Raw genomic sequence first — 15,232 nt, 5'->3', positions numbered from 1 at the left:
GGACGCGGCCGGGCCCACCCGCAGGTCACCCGCCCTAGACTCGACTGCGTGCACGACCTCCCTCCTCTCGCCCGCTTCGGTGGCCTCGTCGCAACCGGCCTCCGTGACGTCACCAGCGATCCCGCGGCCCTGGAGTCCACCGGCTTCTGGGCCGTCTCCGCGGACTTCGAGGGCCGTCTGGTCTGCGCCCGCTTCAGCGACGTACGGGCGGAGCCGGTGCCCGCGCCGGTGGCGGGGGCGTGGCACGGACCGGCCACGGGTGACTGGACGTCGTCCCTCGACCACGACGCGTACACGCAGGGTGTGCGCCGCATCCGGGAGCACATAGCGGCCGGCGAGGTGTATCAGGCGAACCTCTGCCGGGTGCTCTCCGCGCCCGTCGCGGCCGACGCCGACGTGGACGCGCTCACCTCGCTGCTGGCGCGCGGCAACCCGGCGCCGTACGCCGGAACGATCCGGCTGCCCGGTCACCGCGTCGAGACGGCCACCGCGTCCCCCGAGCTCTTCCTGCGGCGTGCCGGCCGGACCGTTGAGTCGGGCCCGATCAAGGGCACCGGACGCACGGAGGCGGACCTGCTGGAGAAGGACTACGCCGAGAACGTGATGATCGTGGACCTGGTCCGCAACGACCTGGGCCGGGTCTGCGCGACGGGAAGTGTCTCCGTGCCCGACCTGTGCGTCGTCGAGAAGCATCCCGGTCTGGTCCATCTCGTCTCCACGGTCCGCGGCGAACTGCGCGCGGACGCCGGCTGGCCGGAACTCCTCGCGGCCGCCTTCCCGCCCGGCTCCGTCAGCGGCGCCCCCAAGTCCAGCGCGCTGCGGATCATCGACGCCCTGGAGACCGCGCCCCGCGGCCCGTACTGCGGTGGCATCGGCTGGGTCGACGCCGATCGCGGCACCGGAGAGCTGGCCGTCGGGATACGCACCTTCTGGATCGACCGCGCCGAGGGTGTCCTGCGGTTCGGCACAGGGGCCGGGATCACCTGGGGCTCGGACCCCGAGGGGGAGTGGCGGGAGACCGAGCTGAAGGCCTCGCGACTGCTCGCGGTAGCGTCGGGGGCGTACGAGGCGGGTGGAGGGACTCTCACGTGAAGATCTGGCTCGACGGCGGGTTGCAGGACATCGAGTCCGCCCGCGTCTCCGTCTTCGACCACGGGCTGACCGTGGGCGACGGCATTTTCGAGACGGTGAAGGCGGTCGACGGGCGGCCGTTCGCGTTGACCCGGCACCTCGACCGGCTGGCCCGCTCGGCACACGGCCTCGGTCTGCCCGATCCCGACCTCGACGAGGTGCGCCGCGCCTGCGCCGCCGTCATCGACGCCAACCCGATGCCGCTGGGCCGGCTGCGGATCACGTACACCGGCGGTCACGGCCCGCTCGGCTCCGACCGCGGTGAGCACGGGCCGACGCTGGTCGTCGCCCTCGGCGAGTCCGGCCGGCGCCCCGACTCCACCGCCGCCATCACGGTTCCCTGGACCCGCAACGAGCGTGGCGCCCTCACCGGCCTCAAGACCACCTCGTACGCGGAGAACGTCGTCGCTCTCGCCCGGGCACGTGAACAGGGCGCGACGGAGGCGCTGTTCGCCAACACGGTCGGTCGGCTCTGCGAGGGCACGGGGTCCAACGTCTTCGTCGTCCTCGACGGCGAGATCCACACCCCGCCCGTCGCTTCCGGCTGCCTCGCCGGCATCACCCGTGCCCTCACCGTCGAGTGGACCGGTGCCAGGGAGACCGACCTCCCGCTGGACGTCCTGGAGCGCGCCGACGAGGTCTTCCTGACGTCCACGCTGCGCGATGTGCAGGGCGTGCACCGGGTCGACGGACGTGAACTGCCGGGCGCGCCGGGCCCGGTGACCGCCAAGGCGATGCGGCTCTTCGATGAGCGCGCCGGGGACGACCTCGACCCGTAGAGCGCGGGCGGTGCGGAAATCCGGATGACGTCGGGTCGTCGGGCGGGTACAACACCCCTGATGACCACGACCCTGCGGCCGACCGAGCCGCTCCAGCACCACGCCGACGGAACGCGTTCGCGCCACTACCAGGTGTGTGTGAACAGCCGTCCCGTCGGGGCGATACACCTCAGTACGCACCCCGTCTTCGGCCCGGCCGTCGCCCGGCTGGAGGGCCTGCGCATCGAGGACGCGGACCGGGGGCGCGGCCGCGGGACGGTGGCCGCGCTCGCCGCCGAGGAGGTCGTGCGCGGCTGGGGATGCACACGGATCGACGTGTCCGTTCCCGCCGATGCCGAGCCCGCGCTCAGGCTGACCCGGGCGCTCGGTTACGTCCCCCGCAACCGCGCCATGGAGAAGCCGCTCGGCACCACTGCGCCGCAGCTGCCCGCGGGGAGCCGGGGCCGCCCCATGACGGAGGCGGAGTACGGCCCTTGGGAAGCGCGGGGCAGGGAGAGCTACGCCCGTACGTGGATCGAGCGCGGCGTGCCCGAGGGCGAGGCGTACGCGAAGTCGCAGCGGGACCACGACCAACTGCTGCCGCGGGGGATCGCCACCGAGAACACGCTGTTCAGCGTGTTGGAGCACGAGGGAACGCCGGTCGGCACCCTCTGGCTGGCCCTGCAGGACGAGTGCTCCTTCGTCTTCGACGTCGAGGCCGACGCCGCCCATCGGGGCAGGGGTCACGGCCGTACGCTGATGCTGCTGGCCGAGGCGCAGACGGTGGCCGCCGGCAGAAGCGCCATCGGCCTCAACGTCTTCGCGGACAACACCCCGGCCGAGCGGCTCTACGAGTCGCTCGGCTACGAGACGACACTCCACCACCTGTACAAGAACCTGCTCTAGGCGCTGTGGCGCCAGGCGGTCACGCCTCGGACAGCAGCCGGTCGGCGATCTCCTCGATGCGCGCGCGCAGCCCTTCCTGGCTCTTGCCGCCGTCGAGGCGCTCGCCGCCGATGACGTACGTCGGCGTGCCGGTGACGCCGATGGCCTTGCCCTCGGCCTGGTCGGCGTCGACGATCAGGATGTGCCGGCCGTCGATCAGGGCGGTGTCGAACTCCTCGGCGTCCAGGCCCAGTTCGCGAGCCGTCTCGACCAGGAAGGGTTCCCCCTCACGGTCGAGGCGCTCGACGCTGCCGAGCACCGCCTCCACGTACGGCCACGCCTTGCCCTGTTCCGCCGCCTCCTCGGCGGCCTGCGCGGCGGCGAAGGCGTGCCGGTGCTTCTCCAGCGGGAAGTGCCGCAGCCGCAGCTCCAGCCGGTCGCCGTAGCGGGCGCGCAGGGCCCGCAGGTCGTCCAGGGCGCCGCGGCAGTCGGGGCACTGCAGTTCGCACCAGACGTCCAGGACGGGGGCGGAGGGGTGTGCGGAGGGGGAGTCGCTCATGGTCCACAGTCTTCCAGCCCCGAGAGCGGCGGCCCAACCGGGACCTGGGGAGGATCCGGGACCCGGAGATGTCCCTGAGGTCCGCCCGGAGCATGGCATACCGGGCACGGGGCGGTGCAGGATGGAAGGGACGAAGCACCCGACCGAGGCCTGCCTGGAGGACCGGATGATTGCCGAGACCGTCTGTTCCGCCGTCTCCGCCGCCGGGCTGGGCATCGCCGCGGTGACGGCGTATCGCAAGCGGTTCCTGAGCGCGGCCCGTATCGCCGCCTATGCGCTGGTTCCCGTCGGCCTGGTGATGACCGGAGTCGTGGGCTGGGTCGCGGACACCGCCTTCAGCCCGACCGCGTGGGCCGGCTTCGTCGTGCTCGGCGGTGCGTGGCTGCTGTTCCTGACCACCCGAGCCGTCGAGCGACGCCGGGGCGGCACCCGGAAGGAGCGGAAGGAGGCCAGGGCCGCCGCTCAGCGCGAGGCCGTGGCCCCGGCCGCTTCGGCGCCCTCACTGGGCCAGAGCGCGCGTCCCGCCGCCCGGCCGGCGCCGGCTCCCCGGGCCAACGGCTCCTCCGAGGACTTCAGCGACATCGAGGCCATCCTCAAGAAGCACGGCATCTGACGGTCCGAAACGGCCGGGGCCGCGCGCGGCCGTAAGTGATCAAGTGGGCCCGCGAAGTGATCAAGTCCGTCTCCGGCTCTCACCGGCAATGACGAACTCCCTGTCAATGTGGGCGTGTTGATCGCCTGCGGGGTGCCCGGTGCGCCATCATCGCGGCGAGATGCTGGACACAACACAGAGCGACACCGCCGCCCCTCCCGAGGAGCGACGTGGTTGTCTCTTCGCACTTTCCCAGCCACCGCTGATGATCTTCCTTGCGGTGATCGGCTGTCTGCTGCTCATGGCTTCGCTGCACGATCTGCTGCTGCTCTGAGCCGTACACGGAGCCCCTGGCGCCACCCGTTGCGGGCTCCGTTTTCAGCTCGCCGCTTCCTTGCGCCGGGCCCGGTAGGCCGCCACATGCAGGCGGTTTCCGCAGGTCCGGCTGTCGCAGTAGCGCCGGGAGCGGTTACGGGAGAGATCGACGAAGGCGCGCCGGCAGTCCGGGGCCTCGCAGCGCCGCAGCCGGTCCTGTTCCCCGGCGACCACGAAGAAGGCCAGTGCCATCCCGCAGTCGGCCGCGAGGTGGTCGGCGACGGAGGCGCCGGGTGCGAAGTAGTGCACGTGCCAGTCGTAGCCGTCGTGGTCGGTGAGCCGAGGCGTGGTCCCCGCCGCGGCGACCAGCTCGTTGATCAGCGCCGCGGCGGTCCGCGCGTCGTCGGCCGCGAAGATCGCCGCGAACCGGCCGCGGACCTTCAGCACCGCCGCGAGGTCGTGCTCCGACAGCACCCCCACATCGCTCATCTCGTGGTTTCGCACGAAATGAGTGAGAGCGGGGACGTCCTGGAGTCCGTCCGCCGTGTCGTCCTCCGGTGCGGTGTTCACCAGATCGACCACGGTGTCGAGCGCGCACCGGGTGTCGTGGGTGATCAGCACGTTTCGCTCCCTGGCGTGAAGGTCGGGCGGCGCCCGCCGGTGCTGGCCGAGCCTAGCGGCTCGGGGACGCCGGGGACGGGCTCGGGCCGCGCCCGGCACACACCCGTGACGGCCGGGACGCCTCAGGGCGCACACCGGCGCCGCCACCGCGGAAATCCCGCGGCGACGGCGCCGGTGTGTGTGCCATATGCAGTTGTCTAGGCCCGAGCCGTCTCCCCGAGTGGACGGCGCCGGGCGGCTCTGTGGTGTCTCGCTAACTCTCGGCCAGGATGTGTGAGAGCTCCGTGTCGAGATCGAAGTGGCGGTGTTCCGTGCCGGGGGGCACGGCGGCGTCTGTTCGCTTCAGGAACGACTCCAGGGCCCGTGCCGGGGCCTCCAGAAGGGCTTCGCCCTCCGGGGAGCTGAGGGCGATGCAGACGACGCCCTGACCGTGACTCCGGGACGGCCAGACTCGGACGTCGCCGGTACCGGTGGGCCGGTGCAGGCCCTCGGCGAGGAGGTCGCGGGCGAACACCCACTCGACGGTTTCCTCGGCTCCGGTGTGGAAGGTGGCGTGCACGGCGTAGGGATCGGCCGTGTCATACCGCAGTCCTGCGGGTACAGGCAGTGAGGACTCGCTCGACACAACGAGGCGCAGGTGCAGCTCGCAGCTGACCGTGGTGTTCATAAGCGCCAGGGCCTTTCGCTCAGTGTGCGCTCGGGGATTCGCACGTCGGCGAAATCGACATGCCACCTACGGTGCCGTTGTAAACCCCTCTGAGTGTTTTGCGTGTCTTTAGGTAGCTCATCCGGCCGAGAGTGCGTTCGCGAGGTACGGCCATTCCGGTGACCGGTTTCTCTCCGGTAGGGTTTGGCCGTATGAATACGGGGAGTGACGAGCCGGGCGAGGTCGTCGTGGCTGCTGACGAAACGAAGGACGAGCGTCCGCTCGGTTCGCGGGCGCCGGAATTCATCAAGGCCCGGCGGGCCCTGCACATGAGCTGGCAGGTGGGGGTTTTCGTCGTCGGGCTCGCGGTCGTCGCCGCGGGCGTGGTCATGCTTCCGCTGCCCGGCCCGGGCTGGCTGGTGATCTTCGGCGGCATGGCGATCTGGGCGACCGAGTTCGTCTGGGCGCAGCTGGTCCTGCGCTGGACGAAACGCAAGGTGACCGAGGCGACGCAGCGCGCCCTCGACCCCGAGGTGCGCCGCCGCAACATCATCCTGACGACCGTCGGCCTGGTGATCATCGCGGTCCTCGTCGGCGTCTACGTCTGGAAGTTCGGCCTCGAGATGCCCTGGAACATCAAGGAGTGACGCGCCCTGCCGGATGACCCTGCCGGGGCCCCTCGGCCGGTCGGAGCCACCCCCTGACATGGGGTAATGTTCTCCCTGCGCCCGGGCGATTAGCTCAGCGGGAGAGCGCTTCGTTCACACCGAAGAGGTCACTGGTTCGAACCCAGTATCGCCCACGAACGCGATAGGCGACCCTTGTCCACGGAATGCGTGGACCTGGGTCGCCTTCGTCGTTTTTGCGCGGCTGCGCCGTGCGCTGCGGGGTGCGCCACCCGCCCCCCTGGGGGTGGGCAGCGTGCCGATTGCCTTCGGAGCGGGCCGAGTTGGGGTGCCTCGGGGCGTCGGCGTGGTGCTCCGGGGGGTGGGCCGGGGATGAATCGAGGGCCAAAGAGCCCGCCTCCGTTGCCAGTCGGCGGTCTCCGTCATTCACTCTGCGTTCTATCGGAATCTCTCACTCCCTCCGCAAATGGGTCAATGCCCCGGAGTGGCAATGTTTTTCGGCCCTCCCTGAGCGTCGTGCGCAATGGGTCGCATCCCGTTCGGCCCGTCGGTCGAAGGTGCTGGACCTGCGAGGTCGCAGGCTCGGAGCCGCGACGGCGAACTTTTCGCCTCGTCGCGCGGGAATACCGTGGCACATTGACTTCTGTCCGAATTGTTGATGTGCCCGGAGGGCCCCCGTGTCCTGCGTCGGCGGGCGCTTTCTCTCGCAATGATTCCTGAAGCGATCGCGGGGCCCCGGGTTGTGACGGTGTGTCACGGCCGGGTGGCGTCGGCGGCCGGGCAAGAGGATCGAACCGTTCCGTCCAGCCCGCGTGAAAGTGCCCGAAGAGCAAGGGTGCAGACGGGCTCTCAGGATTGCGCGGCCTTTCGGAAGAAGTTCCAGAGGCAGGTCGCAGTGGGAAATCCGTCGGACATATTCCGTAATGATGTCGGCTTTCCGTGGCTATTCGTCAGGAGGGGGCTGCCCGGTCTCAAGTCCCGCCTCAAGTCTCTGATGAACGCGGGAAATCTGGGCCTTGGGAAACGCTGAGCCCTCGCCGAGCAGGGGGCGGAATGCCGTAGCGCTAGCGCATCCTCCCCAGCACCTCCCGTACCCGTCGCGCGTCCCGGATGCGCTGTTCGTACGTTGCCCCCAGGGCCAGCAGCACCAGCCCGGCGAGTGCGGGAGGTGCCCAACGAGGGATCGCGTCGACCACCTGGACGAGGTACGGGGCGAGTTCGTGCAGCGCGTCGAGCGTGAGCACCGTGCCGCCGAGGATGAGCGGGGCCTGCAGTCGGTGCCGGGCGCCGACGAGGGTGATGAGCAGCGCCGCGGCGCCGAGCAGCAGCGGCCGCGGCCAGTGCGTGTCGCCCCATGCGGCGAGGAGGCTCGGCACGAGCGCGACGGAGAGTCCCGGTGCGTACGCCGTCCACGACGAGACCTGCTCGTCCTTGCGGTGCCTCAGTACGCCCACGACCAGCGCGGGGACGGCCACCGGGAGGGTGTACGCCTCAGGGGAGCCGACCTCCCAGGACGCCAGCCTGACCCAGGTGGCCAGTACGAACAGGGCGGCGGCCGCGTAGCCGACGGGTCGCCGGTCCTCGCGCACGGCCGTGCCCGCGGCGATGACACCGCAGAGGGCCAGGACCAGGGCAAGCATCGGGGGAGCGGTGACCGTGAGACCGACGGCGAGAAGCGCGGCGGCGCCTCCGGCCGCTTCCACCGGCACGACCGCGGACGAGCCGCCGAGCCGCGCCGCGAGAAGGGCCGCGCCGGCCGGCACCACGAGCACGAGCAGCGCGATCTGCTGCGGCTGCCAGCCGAGGGACGCCCCTGCGGCGCAGGCGAGGGCGGTGGCATGGACCAGGGCGGCGGGCAGGACGAAGGGGCCGAGGTGCGATCGCAGGGCGGCGGCCGCGAACAGTGCGGTCAGCGCGGTGAGGACGGTCAGGGTCGCGCCCTCGGAGGCCAGCGAGAGGAACGCGAGGCTGACGGAGGTGACGAGGGCGGACAGCAGTGCGGCGGAGCGAGTGGCCGCCGGACCGCGGGTCGAGGAGGCGTACGCCAGCGCTGCCAGGATCATGATTCCCTGCATCAACAGGGCTGCGGCGTAGGGCAGTTCCAGCGCTGCCGGGAGGGTGAGTGCCGCCGCCCAGGTCAGCGTCAGCGCACAGGTCGACGCCTGCGGACGCCATTCCGGTAGGCGGACCGCCGCCGTCAGTACACCGGCGACCAGGGCGAGTACGAGCGGTGCCGTGGAGGTGCCGGGTGGCCAGGGGAAACCGTCCATGACGACCGCGTCGCGAGCGGTCGCCGGGGTGCCGGACCAGACGTGCTCCACCCGGCCGACCGGACCCAGCAGCGTGAGGGCGACCATCGGAAGCGTCGACACCACGGCGAGGGCCTGCGCGATGCCCGAAGCCCGGGCGAGGCCCCGCCGCATGGTCTCGGGAAGCCGGGTCCGTACGACGGCCAGGAGCACGATCGCGCACACCAGATAGCCCGGAACCGTCCATGCGCCGGGCAGTGCCGGGCGCGGGATGCCACCGAGTCCGGCGATCGCGACCAGGCCGCCGGTGAGCGCGATGCCGGTCGCGGTGTCCGGGTTCGGTGTCCGCCAGGCCGCCACCAGGGCGATCGCCGCGGCGAGGAGGAGGAGCGCCGCCGCACGGGCGGCGGCGCTCGGGCCGGTTGCCTCCAACGAGAGCCAACCGGCCGTCAAGGTGCCCCAGCCGCCCATGCCGTACGCGCCGACGGCGGCGACACGGCGCACGGACCGTGCGGGCGCCCGGAGCGCCACCGCCGTGTCGAACGCGGCCGTGGCCAGCAGCGCCGCCGTGATCACGTGGGGGCCCGCACCGGCCGCGACCGCCCAGAGCAGCAGCGGGAGTTGGGCCGTGGCCATGGCGGTGGGCAGGGGCAGACGCAGCGGGAGTCGGCGGTCGAGGTCGTCTGCCTTCGTCCGCCCGGCCGGCCGGTGCAGGACGCCGAGCGCGAGCCCGTAGCCCGCCCACAGCGCGGCCAGCGCTGCCGACGCGGCAGCCGCGTACCCGACCCCGTCCAGGTCCGGCAGCGCGACCTCGTACAGGGCATATGTGTCGAGCACCGTCAGCGCGAGTCCGAGGCCTGCCACCGACTCGGCGGTCGACCGCAGCCCGCGGCGCAGCAGCCACACCGGCGCACTCAGCGCGGCCAGTGTCACCGCGCCCAGTACCAGCGCCCGCCCGGCGATCCCCAGATGCCCCCAGCTGACCAGCGTGAACGCGACGGCTGCGATGGTCAGCAGGGTGCCGCCGAGCAGCAGAAGCATGTTCTGGACACCGGGAGCGGTGGCCTCGGGCGGCCGTGTCGGCGTGGCACCGGGCGCGGGTGTGGGGCGGCTCGCGGATGTCGCCGCCGTCCGGGGAGCCGGCGCGGCCATCGACTGGAGCGCGCCGACCAGCCAGGCGCGGCGGGCCAGCAACTGGGACCGGCGTGCGTCGAGTTGCCGCAGCTCGGTGTCGAGCAGCCGCAACTCCTCGGCCGGGGGCGGAATGTAGGTCATGTTCCGGAGTGTGGTCCCCGTCACCTTCTCCGGCATGAGTGCGCGTACTCATGCCGTACTCAGATCCACTGGGCGCACACTCGGCCCATGGACTGGTGTCATTACCGTTTTCGCAGCCTGTGGGCCCTGCCCGCGCCGCCCGCCGCCGTCTACACCGCTCTCGAACAGGCCGAGGACTACCCGCGCTGGTGGCCTCAGGTGCGCGAGGTGAGCCGGATCGACGAGCGCACCGGCACCATCCGCATCCGCTCGCTGCTGCCCTACGACATGGTGTTCACCGCCCGGGAGGTGCGGCGCGACCCGGCGGCCGGGATCCTGGAGATCGCGATGAGCGGTGACATCGAGGGCTGGGCGCGCTGGACTCTCACCGCCGACGGCCCCGGCACCCGGGCGCGGTACGACCAGGAGGTCGAGGTCCGCAAGCCCCTGCTGCGGCGGCTGGCCGTCCCGGGGCGCCCGGTCTTCCGCGCCAACCACGCGCTGATGATGCGGGCCGGGCAGCGCGGCCTGAGGGCATACCTGGAAGCGGTTTGAACGAGACCCGCGGAGACCTGTATGGTTCAGTGCGTTCCCGGGCGATTAGCTCAGTGGGAGAGCGCTTCGTTCACACCGAAGAGGTCACTGGTTCGAACCCAGTATCGCCCACCCGGAGAAAGCCGGTCCGTCACAGACGGACCGGCTTTTTGCATACCCGTCCGTCACGGACGGACCGGTTTTTCGCCTGCCCGAACACCCTCGCGGGCTCAGGCCGCCGCCTGCAGGTCCGGCCGCAGCGGCCACGCCGGATCCACCGCCTCCTCCGAGCCGCTGCGCGCGAACCACGCCTGCAGACCGCGCGCCTGTGCCGCGTGCCACACGGACTGCAGGGTGTGCAGCTCGGCCGGCGAGAGCCGCTCCAGGCGGGACGCGAAACGACGCCCCACCGCTCGTACGACGTCCAGCGCGGCCAGTGCGTCGGCCCCGGCGTCGTGCGCACCCTCCAGCTCGACCTCGTAGTGCGCGCACAGGTCGGTGAGCGTGCGCCGGCCCTTGCGATAGCGGTCCAGATGCTTGTCCAGGACCCGGGGGTCGAGCACGTGCAGCGGCCTCGACTCGAACCAGCGGTCGAGCGAGGACGCACGATGGCGGCGCAACTCCCGGTCCAGGAGCGTCAGATCGAAGGGTGCGTTCATCACCACGAGCGGGCGGCCCGCCGCCGCCTGATCGCCCAGCTCCCTGGCTATCTCGTCCATCACCGGCGACGGCCAGCGGCCGTTGCGCTGGAGATGCTCGTCCGTCAGCCCGTGCACCGCCGTCGCCCCCGCGGGCACCGGCACTCCCGGGTTGACCAGCCACCGGGACACCCGCGGACGGGTCCCCGGGGCATCCTGGACGACGACGGCGGCCGACACGATCCGGTCGGTCTCGACGTCCACGCCCGTTGTCTCCGTGTCGAACGCGGCCAAGGGGCCCTCGTACCAGCACGTCATACGACCACAACTCCTCGTTCACCCACGGCAGCTGACGCACCGTCTTCTGCCTGTTTGGTGATACCCGGGCTGTTTGCGGCGTACGCCGGGAGGAGACAACAGAGGTACGGGTCTTTGCAGTTCAGCGACTCGTCACGGGGATTCACTTGGTTCGGAAGGCTGTTGGAGTCATGGCAATCGCGCAGCCCGAACAGGGCGGGCTGCTGCCTCAGCGCACGGCACCCCCTCGCGGCTCACTCGCCACCACCGCGTGCATGGAGACACTGCAGGTGGGCTACCTGCACGCCGTCGCTGCGGCCGCAGGGTGCTCGCTGTCCCAGCCCTTTCCCGACAACGGCATCGACTGGCACGTCAGCCACAGCGCCCCCGGGCACACGGTCGACGACGAAGTCACCATCAAGGTGCAGCTCAAGTGCACGTACCAGCTCCCGCCGAACCCGCCGGGACCCGCCTTCTCCTTCACGCTCGACAACGCCCACCTGGAGAAGCTCGCCCGCACACCGGTCTCGGTGCACAAGATCCTGGTCGTGATGATCGTCCCGCGGTCGCAGGACCAGTGGCTGCGGGCCGGGCACGACCGGCTGGACCTGCGGCACTGCTGCTACTGGACCAACCTCGCCGGCCACGCCGTCACCGGCCGGCGCAGGACCACCGTCCGCATACCGACCTCGCGCATCTTCGACGACCGGGCGCTCTGCGAAATCATGACGCGGGTCGGGACGGGAGGCAGACCGTGACCCACCGCCCGATCGACGAACCCCTGCGGCCGGTGCGCCCGCACCCCGTGGACGCGTTCTGGAGCGAAGGGCCGCCCGAGCCCGGCCAGGTGGACCCGGCCGTGCTCAGCGTGCTCCTGCACCGCAACGGCTGGCAGCGGCGCGGCGGAGCGCCGGGACGGTACGGCCGCTGGACCCCGCCGGGACCCGGCGCCGGTGGCACCAGCCTGCTCGTGCCGGAGAGCCGGGCCTTCCCGGACAGCGACGACCTGCTCGGCGAGGCCCTCGTCGCGCTCTCCCGCAGCGGCTCGCCGTCGGCCCGCGACATCCTGGTCGGCCTCGCCGTGCCCAGCGACGAGATCCGCTGGTGGCGGGACGTCCCGACCGGGCCCGTGGGCGCCGCCCCGTGGACGGTCGAGGAGCACCTGCGTGCGGCCGCCCGGCAGATGCTGCTGGCGGGCGCACTCGCCACGCGCGCGCGTGCCGGATACTACGGCGCCCGGCACCGCAGGCCCGCCGCCGCCTCCCTGGAGAACGTGCTCGTGGGCGCCGCCCCCGACGGACGCCGGCTCACCGCCTTCGTGCCCGTCGCACCGGGGCGGCCGCTCGCCGTCCGGCTGCACCAGGCGCTGTACGCCGCCCGCGAGGCCATCGACTACCAGCGCGCCACCGGCGGTATGGACGCCTTCGACGCGGCTGTCGAGGCCGGGGCCAGCCACGAACTCATGGAGGCGCTGGTGGCCCTCGTGCGGGGCACCGAGGGCGCCCGGATCGCCGTCGAGTGGGCGCCCGGGGCCGGGGTCCCCGAGGGGTGCGCCACGCCTGCGGAGCCCGTCGAGTTCTCGCCCGGTGATCTGCCCGTCCTGCGTGAGGCCGGCGCCCGCTATCTGCGCGAGGAGCCGTCGGTGCCCGTGCGCCTCACCGGCGCCGTCGTACGGATGCGCAGGTCGGGACCGCGCGGCGAAGGTGCCGTACGGCTGCGGGTCATCGCCGGGGCCGAGGTCCCGCACGTCCGGATGACCCTCGACGAGGAGTCCTACCGGATCGCGGGCCATGCCCATCTGGTCGGGCTCCCGGTACGGGTGCACGGCCGCCTGGAGAGCCGGGGCGGCTTCCGCCGGCTCACCGACGCCTCCGAGGTCGTACCGGTGCAGGTCGACGAGGCGGAGCGGGATCGGCTGATGAAGTCGCTCCAGGAGACCGCCGATATCGCCGCCTTCTTCGAGGAGGCCTGTTCCGGGGACTGACCGGGTCGGGGAAGCCGCCTGCCGAGGGCCGAACGGAACCGTTTCGCGGACGGCACCTCCGGCTCGGTAGGATCCGTAAGGCATTCCAAGTCATGCCTTGTGCGGGTGTGCAACCCCCTTCAGTCAGGAGAGTCCGGTGTCAGACGTCCGTGTGATCATCCAACGCGATTCCGAGCGGGAAGAGCGCGTGGTGACGACGGGCACTACGGCCGCCGATCTCTTCGCCGGTGAGCGCACCATCGTCGCGGCCCGGGTGGCCGGAGAGCTCAAGGACCTCGCCTACGAGGTGGGCGACGGCGAGACCGTCGAGGGCGTCGAGATCTCCTCCCAGGACGGCCTCAACATCCTGCGCCACTCGACCGCGCACGTCATGGCGCAGGCCGTGCAGGAGCTCTTCCCCGAGGCCAAGCTGGGCATCGGTCCGCCGGTCAAGGACGGCTTCTACTACGACTTCGACGTCGCCGAGCCGTTCACGCCGGAGGACATCAAGCGCGTCGAGAAGAAGATGCAGGAGATCCAGAAGCGCGGGCAGAAGTTCTCGCGCCGGATCACCAGCGACGACGCTGCCCGCGAGGAGCTGGCGGACGAGCCGTACAAGCTGGAGCTCATCGGCCTCAAGGGCAACGCGGCGCAGGCCGCCGAGGGCGCCGACGCCGAGGTCGGCGGCGGCGAGCTGACGATCTACGACAATCTCGACGCCAAGACCGGCGAGCTGTGCTGGAAGGACCTCTGCCGCGGCCCCCACCTGCCGACCACCCGGAACATCCCGGCGTTCAAGCTGATGCGCTCGGCCGCCGCCTACTGGCGCGGCAGCGAGAAGAACCCGCAGCTCCAGCGCATCTACGGCACCGCATGGCCGTCCAAGGACGAGCTGAAGGCGTACCTCGACTTCCTGGTCGAGGCCGAGAAGCGCGACCACCGCAAGCTCGGCGCCGAGCTGGACCTCTTCTCCATCCCCGAGGAGCTGGGCTCCGGCCTCGCGGTCTTCCACCCCAAGGGCGGCATCGTCCGCCGGGAGATGGAGACCTACTCGCGCAAGCGCCACGAGGACGCGGACTACGAGTTCGTCAACACCCCGCACATCTCGAAGGAACAGCTCTTCGTGACGTCCGGGCACCTGCCGAACTACGCGGACGCGATGTTCCCGCCGCTGGAGTTCGACGGGCAGAACTACCGCCTCAAGGCGATGAACTGCCCCATGCACAACCTGATTTTCAAGGCGCGCGGCCGCTCGTACCGCGAACTGCCGCTCCGGCTCTTCGAGTTCGGCACGGTGTACCGCTACGAGAAGTCGGGTGTCGTGCACGGCCTCACCCGCGCCCGCGGCTTCACGCAGGACGACTCGCACATCTACTGCACCAAGGAGCAGATGGCGAGCGAGCTGGACTCCCTGCTCACCTTCGTGCTGGACCTGCTGCGCGACTACGGCCTCAACGACTTCGAGCTGGAGCTGTCCACCCGCGACGACTCCCCGAAGTTCATCGGCGAGGAGGCGGAGTGGGAGGAGGCCACCAACGCGCTGCGTGAGGCGGCCGAGAAGCAGGGCCTCCCGCTCGTCCCCGACCCGGGTGGCGCCGCCTACTACGGCCCGAAGATCTCCGTCCAGGCCAAGGACGCCATCGGCCGCTCCTGGCAGATGTCCACCATCCAGGTCGACTTCCAGCAGCCCAAGCGGTTCAACCTGGAGTACACCGCGGCGGACGGCTCCAAGCAGCAGCCGGTCATGATCCACCGTGCGCTGTTCGGTTCGATCGAGCGGTTCTTCGCGGTGCTCCTGGAGCACTACGCGGGCGCCTTCCCGGCGTGGCTCGCGCCCGTGCAGGCGATCGGCATCCCGATCGGCGACGCCCATGTGCCCTACCTCGCCGGCTTCGCCGAGCGGGCGAAGGCCGCGGGGCTGCGCGTCGAGGTCGACTCGTCCTCGGACCGGATGCAGAAGAAGATCCGCAACGCGCAGAAGCAGAAGGTGCCCTTCATGGTCATCGCGGGCGACGAGGACATGGCGGCCGGCGCCGTCTCCTTCCGCTACCGCGACGGCTCGCAGGAGAACGGCATCCCCGTCGACGAGGCGATCGCCAAGATCACGAAGGTCGTGGCGGAGCGCGCGCAGGTCTGAACGGCGCGACGCACGTGACGGAAGGCC

At 71.3% G+C, this 15,232-nt stretch carries 15 protein-coding genes and 2 tRNA genes; 12 read left to right on the top strand and 5 right to left on the bottom strand.

Going from position 1 to position 15,232, the window contains the following annotated elements; translation table 11 throughout:
- Positions 1-48: 48 nt before the first annotated feature.
- The 3 genes from ACFWM2_RS30385 to ACFWM2_RS30375 are packed head-to-tail and all read left to right on the top strand — an operon-like array spanning position 49 to position 2,795.
- Entirely contained in the window at positions 49-1,092 is a 1,044-nt protein-coding gene (locus ACFWM2_RS30385; protein WP_383286607.1) for a chorismate-binding protein, read from the top strand.
- The gene (locus ACFWM2_RS30380) at positions 1,089-1,910 is read left to right on the top strand and encodes an aminotransferase class IV (RefSeq protein WP_383286605.1); all 822 of its coding nucleotides are present in this window, start codon (positions 1,089-1,091) and stop codon (positions 1,908-1,910) included. Before ACFWM2_RS30385 ends, ACFWM2_RS30380 begins: the two co-directional genes overlap by 4 nt.
- 60 nt (positions 1,911-1,970) lie before the next feature.
- Positions 1,971-2,795 carry a GNAT family N-acetyltransferase gene (locus ACFWM2_RS30375; RefSeq protein WP_383286603.1) on the top strand — a complete coding sequence of 275 codons (825 nt, stop codon included), beginning with the start codon at positions 1,971-1,973 and terminating at the stop codon, positions 2,793-2,795.
- A 19-nt stretch (positions 2,796-2,814) separates the two neighbouring features.
- On the opposite strand, the gene ACFWM2_RS30370 is transcribed toward ACFWM2_RS30375, so the two are convergent.
- Positions 2,815-3,333 carry a DsbA family protein gene (locus ACFWM2_RS30370; RefSeq protein ID WP_383286601.1) on the bottom strand — a complete coding sequence of 173 codons (519 nt, stop codon included), beginning with the start codon at positions 3,331-3,333 and terminating at the stop codon, positions 2,815-2,817.
- Positions 3,334-3,454: 121 nt separating this feature from the next.
- Here ACFWM2_RS30370 and ACFWM2_RS30365 point away from each other — a divergent pair, with 121 nt between their 5' ends.
- On the top strand, positions 3,455-3,946 hold the full coding sequence (locus ACFWM2_RS30365) for a hypothetical protein (protein WP_383286599.1): 492 nt from the start codon (positions 3,455-3,457) through the stop codon (positions 3,944-3,946).
- A gap of 160 nt (positions 3,947-4,106) precedes the next feature.
- Positions 4,107-4,259 (top strand): hypothetical protein, encoded by a 153-nt coding sequence (locus ACFWM2_RS30360; RefSeq protein WP_010988207.1) that lies wholly within the window; start codon positions 4,107-4,109, stop codon positions 4,257-4,259.
- A gap of 44 nt (positions 4,260-4,303) precedes the next feature.
- Here ACFWM2_RS30360 and ACFWM2_RS30355 read toward each other — a convergent pair whose 3' ends face one another.
- Together ACFWM2_RS30355 and ACFWM2_RS30350 are read right to left on the bottom strand one after the other, a co-directional pair.
- On the bottom strand, positions 4,304-4,861 hold the full coding sequence (locus tag ACFWM2_RS30355; protein WP_383286597.1) for a CGNR zinc finger domain-containing protein: 558 nt from the start codon (positions 4,859-4,861) through the stop codon (positions 4,304-4,306).
- 253 nt (positions 4,862-5,114) lie between these two features.
- Entirely contained in the window at positions 5,115-5,528 is a 414-nt protein-coding gene (locus tag ACFWM2_RS30350) for an SsgA family sporulation/cell division regulator (protein WP_003959770.1), read from the bottom strand.
- Positions 5,529-5,719: 191 nt separating this feature from the next.
- On the opposite strand from ACFWM2_RS30350, the gene ACFWM2_RS30345 reads away from it, so the two are divergent.
- The gene (locus tag ACFWM2_RS30345) at positions 5,720-6,154 is read left to right on the top strand and encodes a TIGR02611 family protein (protein WP_383286595.1); all 435 of its coding nucleotides are present in this window, start codon (positions 5,720-5,722) and stop codon (positions 6,152-6,154) included.
- An 83-nt stretch (positions 6,155-6,237) separates the two neighbouring features.
- A tRNA-Val gene (locus ACFWM2_RS30340) sits at positions 6,238-6,309 on the top strand.
- Positions 6,310-7,197: 888 nt separating this feature from the next.
- Here ACFWM2_RS30340 and ACFWM2_RS30335 read toward each other — a convergent pair.
- Positions 7,198-9,657: an SCO7613 C-terminal domain-containing membrane protein gene (locus ACFWM2_RS30335; RefSeq protein ID WP_383286593.1), complete on the bottom strand. Its 2,460-nt coding sequence runs from the start codon at positions 9,655-9,657 to the stop codon at positions 7,198-7,200.
- A gap of 87 nt (positions 9,658-9,744) precedes the next feature.
- Here ACFWM2_RS30335 and ACFWM2_RS30330 point away from each other — a divergent pair, with 87 nt between their 5' ends.
- Positions 9,745-10,191 carry an SRPBCC family protein gene (locus ACFWM2_RS30330; RefSeq protein WP_383286591.1) on the top strand — a complete coding sequence of 149 codons (447 nt, stop codon included), beginning with the start codon at positions 9,745-9,747 and terminating at the stop codon, positions 10,189-10,191.
- A gap of 39 nt (positions 10,192-10,230) precedes the next feature.
- Positions 10,231-10,302: transfer RNA gene (locus ACFWM2_RS30325), tRNA-Val, on the top strand.
- A 98-nt stretch (positions 10,303-10,400) separates the two neighbouring features.
- Here the strand turns inward: ACFWM2_RS30325 and ACFWM2_RS30320 are convergent.
- Positions 10,401-11,126, bottom strand: a complete 726-nt coding sequence (locus tag ACFWM2_RS30320) for a 3'-5' exonuclease (protein ID WP_383286589.1) — start codon at positions 11,124-11,126, stop codon at positions 10,401-10,403.
- 170 nt (positions 11,127-11,296) lie between these two features.
- Here ACFWM2_RS30320 and ACFWM2_RS30315 point away from each other — a divergent pair, with 170 nt between their 5' ends.
- From ACFWM2_RS30315 to thrS, 3 genes are all read left to right on the top strand, one after another.
- Positions 11,297-11,863 carry a DUF4365 domain-containing protein gene (locus ACFWM2_RS30315; RefSeq protein WP_383286587.1) on the top strand — a complete coding sequence of 189 codons (567 nt, stop codon included), beginning with the start codon at positions 11,297-11,299 and terminating at the stop codon, positions 11,861-11,863.
- On the top strand, positions 11,860-13,089 hold the full coding sequence (locus tag ACFWM2_RS30310; RefSeq protein ID WP_383286585.1) for a hypothetical protein: 1,230 nt from the start codon (positions 11,860-11,862) through the stop codon (positions 13,087-13,089). The genes ACFWM2_RS30315 and ACFWM2_RS30310 overlap by 4 nt, the downstream gene beginning before the upstream one ends.
- A 136-nt stretch (positions 13,090-13,225) precedes the next feature.
- On the top strand, positions 13,226-15,205 hold the full coding sequence (gene thrS / locus ACFWM2_RS30305) for a threonine--tRNA ligase (protein WP_383286583.1): 1,980 nt from the start codon (positions 13,226-13,228) through the stop codon (positions 15,203-15,205).
- Positions 15,206-15,232: the final 27 nt, after the last annotated feature.

Source organism: Streptomyces sp. NPDC058371, from assembly GCF_042723265.1.
Taxonomy (GTDB): domain Bacteria; phylum Actinomycetota; class Actinomycetes; order Streptomycetales; family Streptomycetaceae; genus Streptomyces.
Note: the sequence above shows the minus strand (reverse complement) of the source record. Positions and strands in the feature narration are given on the sequence as shown.

What these genes read in the sequence shown, in the direction of transcription:
- ACFWM2_RS30375 (WP_383286603.1), top strand. Translation starts at nt 1,971, where the DNA reads ATGACCACGACCCTGCGGCCGACCGAGCCGCTCCAGCACCACGCCGAC.
- ACFWM2_RS30370 (WP_383286601.1), bottom strand. Translation starts at nt 3,333, where the DNA reads ATGAGCGACTCCCCCTCCGCACACCCCTCCGCCCCCGTCCTGGACGTC.
- ACFWM2_RS30365 (WP_383286599.1), top strand. Translation starts at nt 3,455, where the DNA reads ATGGAAGGGACGAAGCACCCGACCGAGGCCTGCCTGGAGGACCGGATG.
- ACFWM2_RS30360 (WP_010988207.1), top strand. Translation starts at nt 4,107, where the DNA reads ATGCTGGACACAACACAGAGCGACACCGCCGCCCCTCCCGAGGAGCGA.
- ACFWM2_RS30350 (WP_003959770.1), bottom strand. Translation starts at nt 5,528, where the DNA reads ATGAACACCACGGTCAGCTGCGAGCTGCACCTGCGCCTCGTTGTGTCG.
- ACFWM2_RS30345 (WP_383286595.1), top strand. Translation starts at nt 5,720, where the DNA reads ATGAATACGGGGAGTGACGAGCCGGGCGAGGTCGTCGTGGCTGCTGAC.
- ACFWM2_RS30335 (WP_383286593.1), bottom strand. Translation starts at nt 9,657, where the DNA reads ATGACCTACATTCCGCCCCCGGCCGAGGAGTTGCGGCTGCTCGACACC.
- ACFWM2_RS30330 (WP_383286591.1), top strand. Translation starts at nt 9,745, where the DNA reads ATGGACTGGTGTCATTACCGTTTTCGCAGCCTGTGGGCCCTGCCCGCG.
- ACFWM2_RS30320 (WP_383286589.1), bottom strand. Translation starts at nt 11,126, where the DNA reads ATGACGTGCTGGTACGAGGGCCCCTTGGCCGCGTTCGACACGGAGACA.
- ACFWM2_RS30315 (WP_383286587.1), top strand. Translation starts at nt 11,297, where the DNA reads ATGGCAATCGCGCAGCCCGAACAGGGCGGGCTGCTGCCTCAGCGCACG.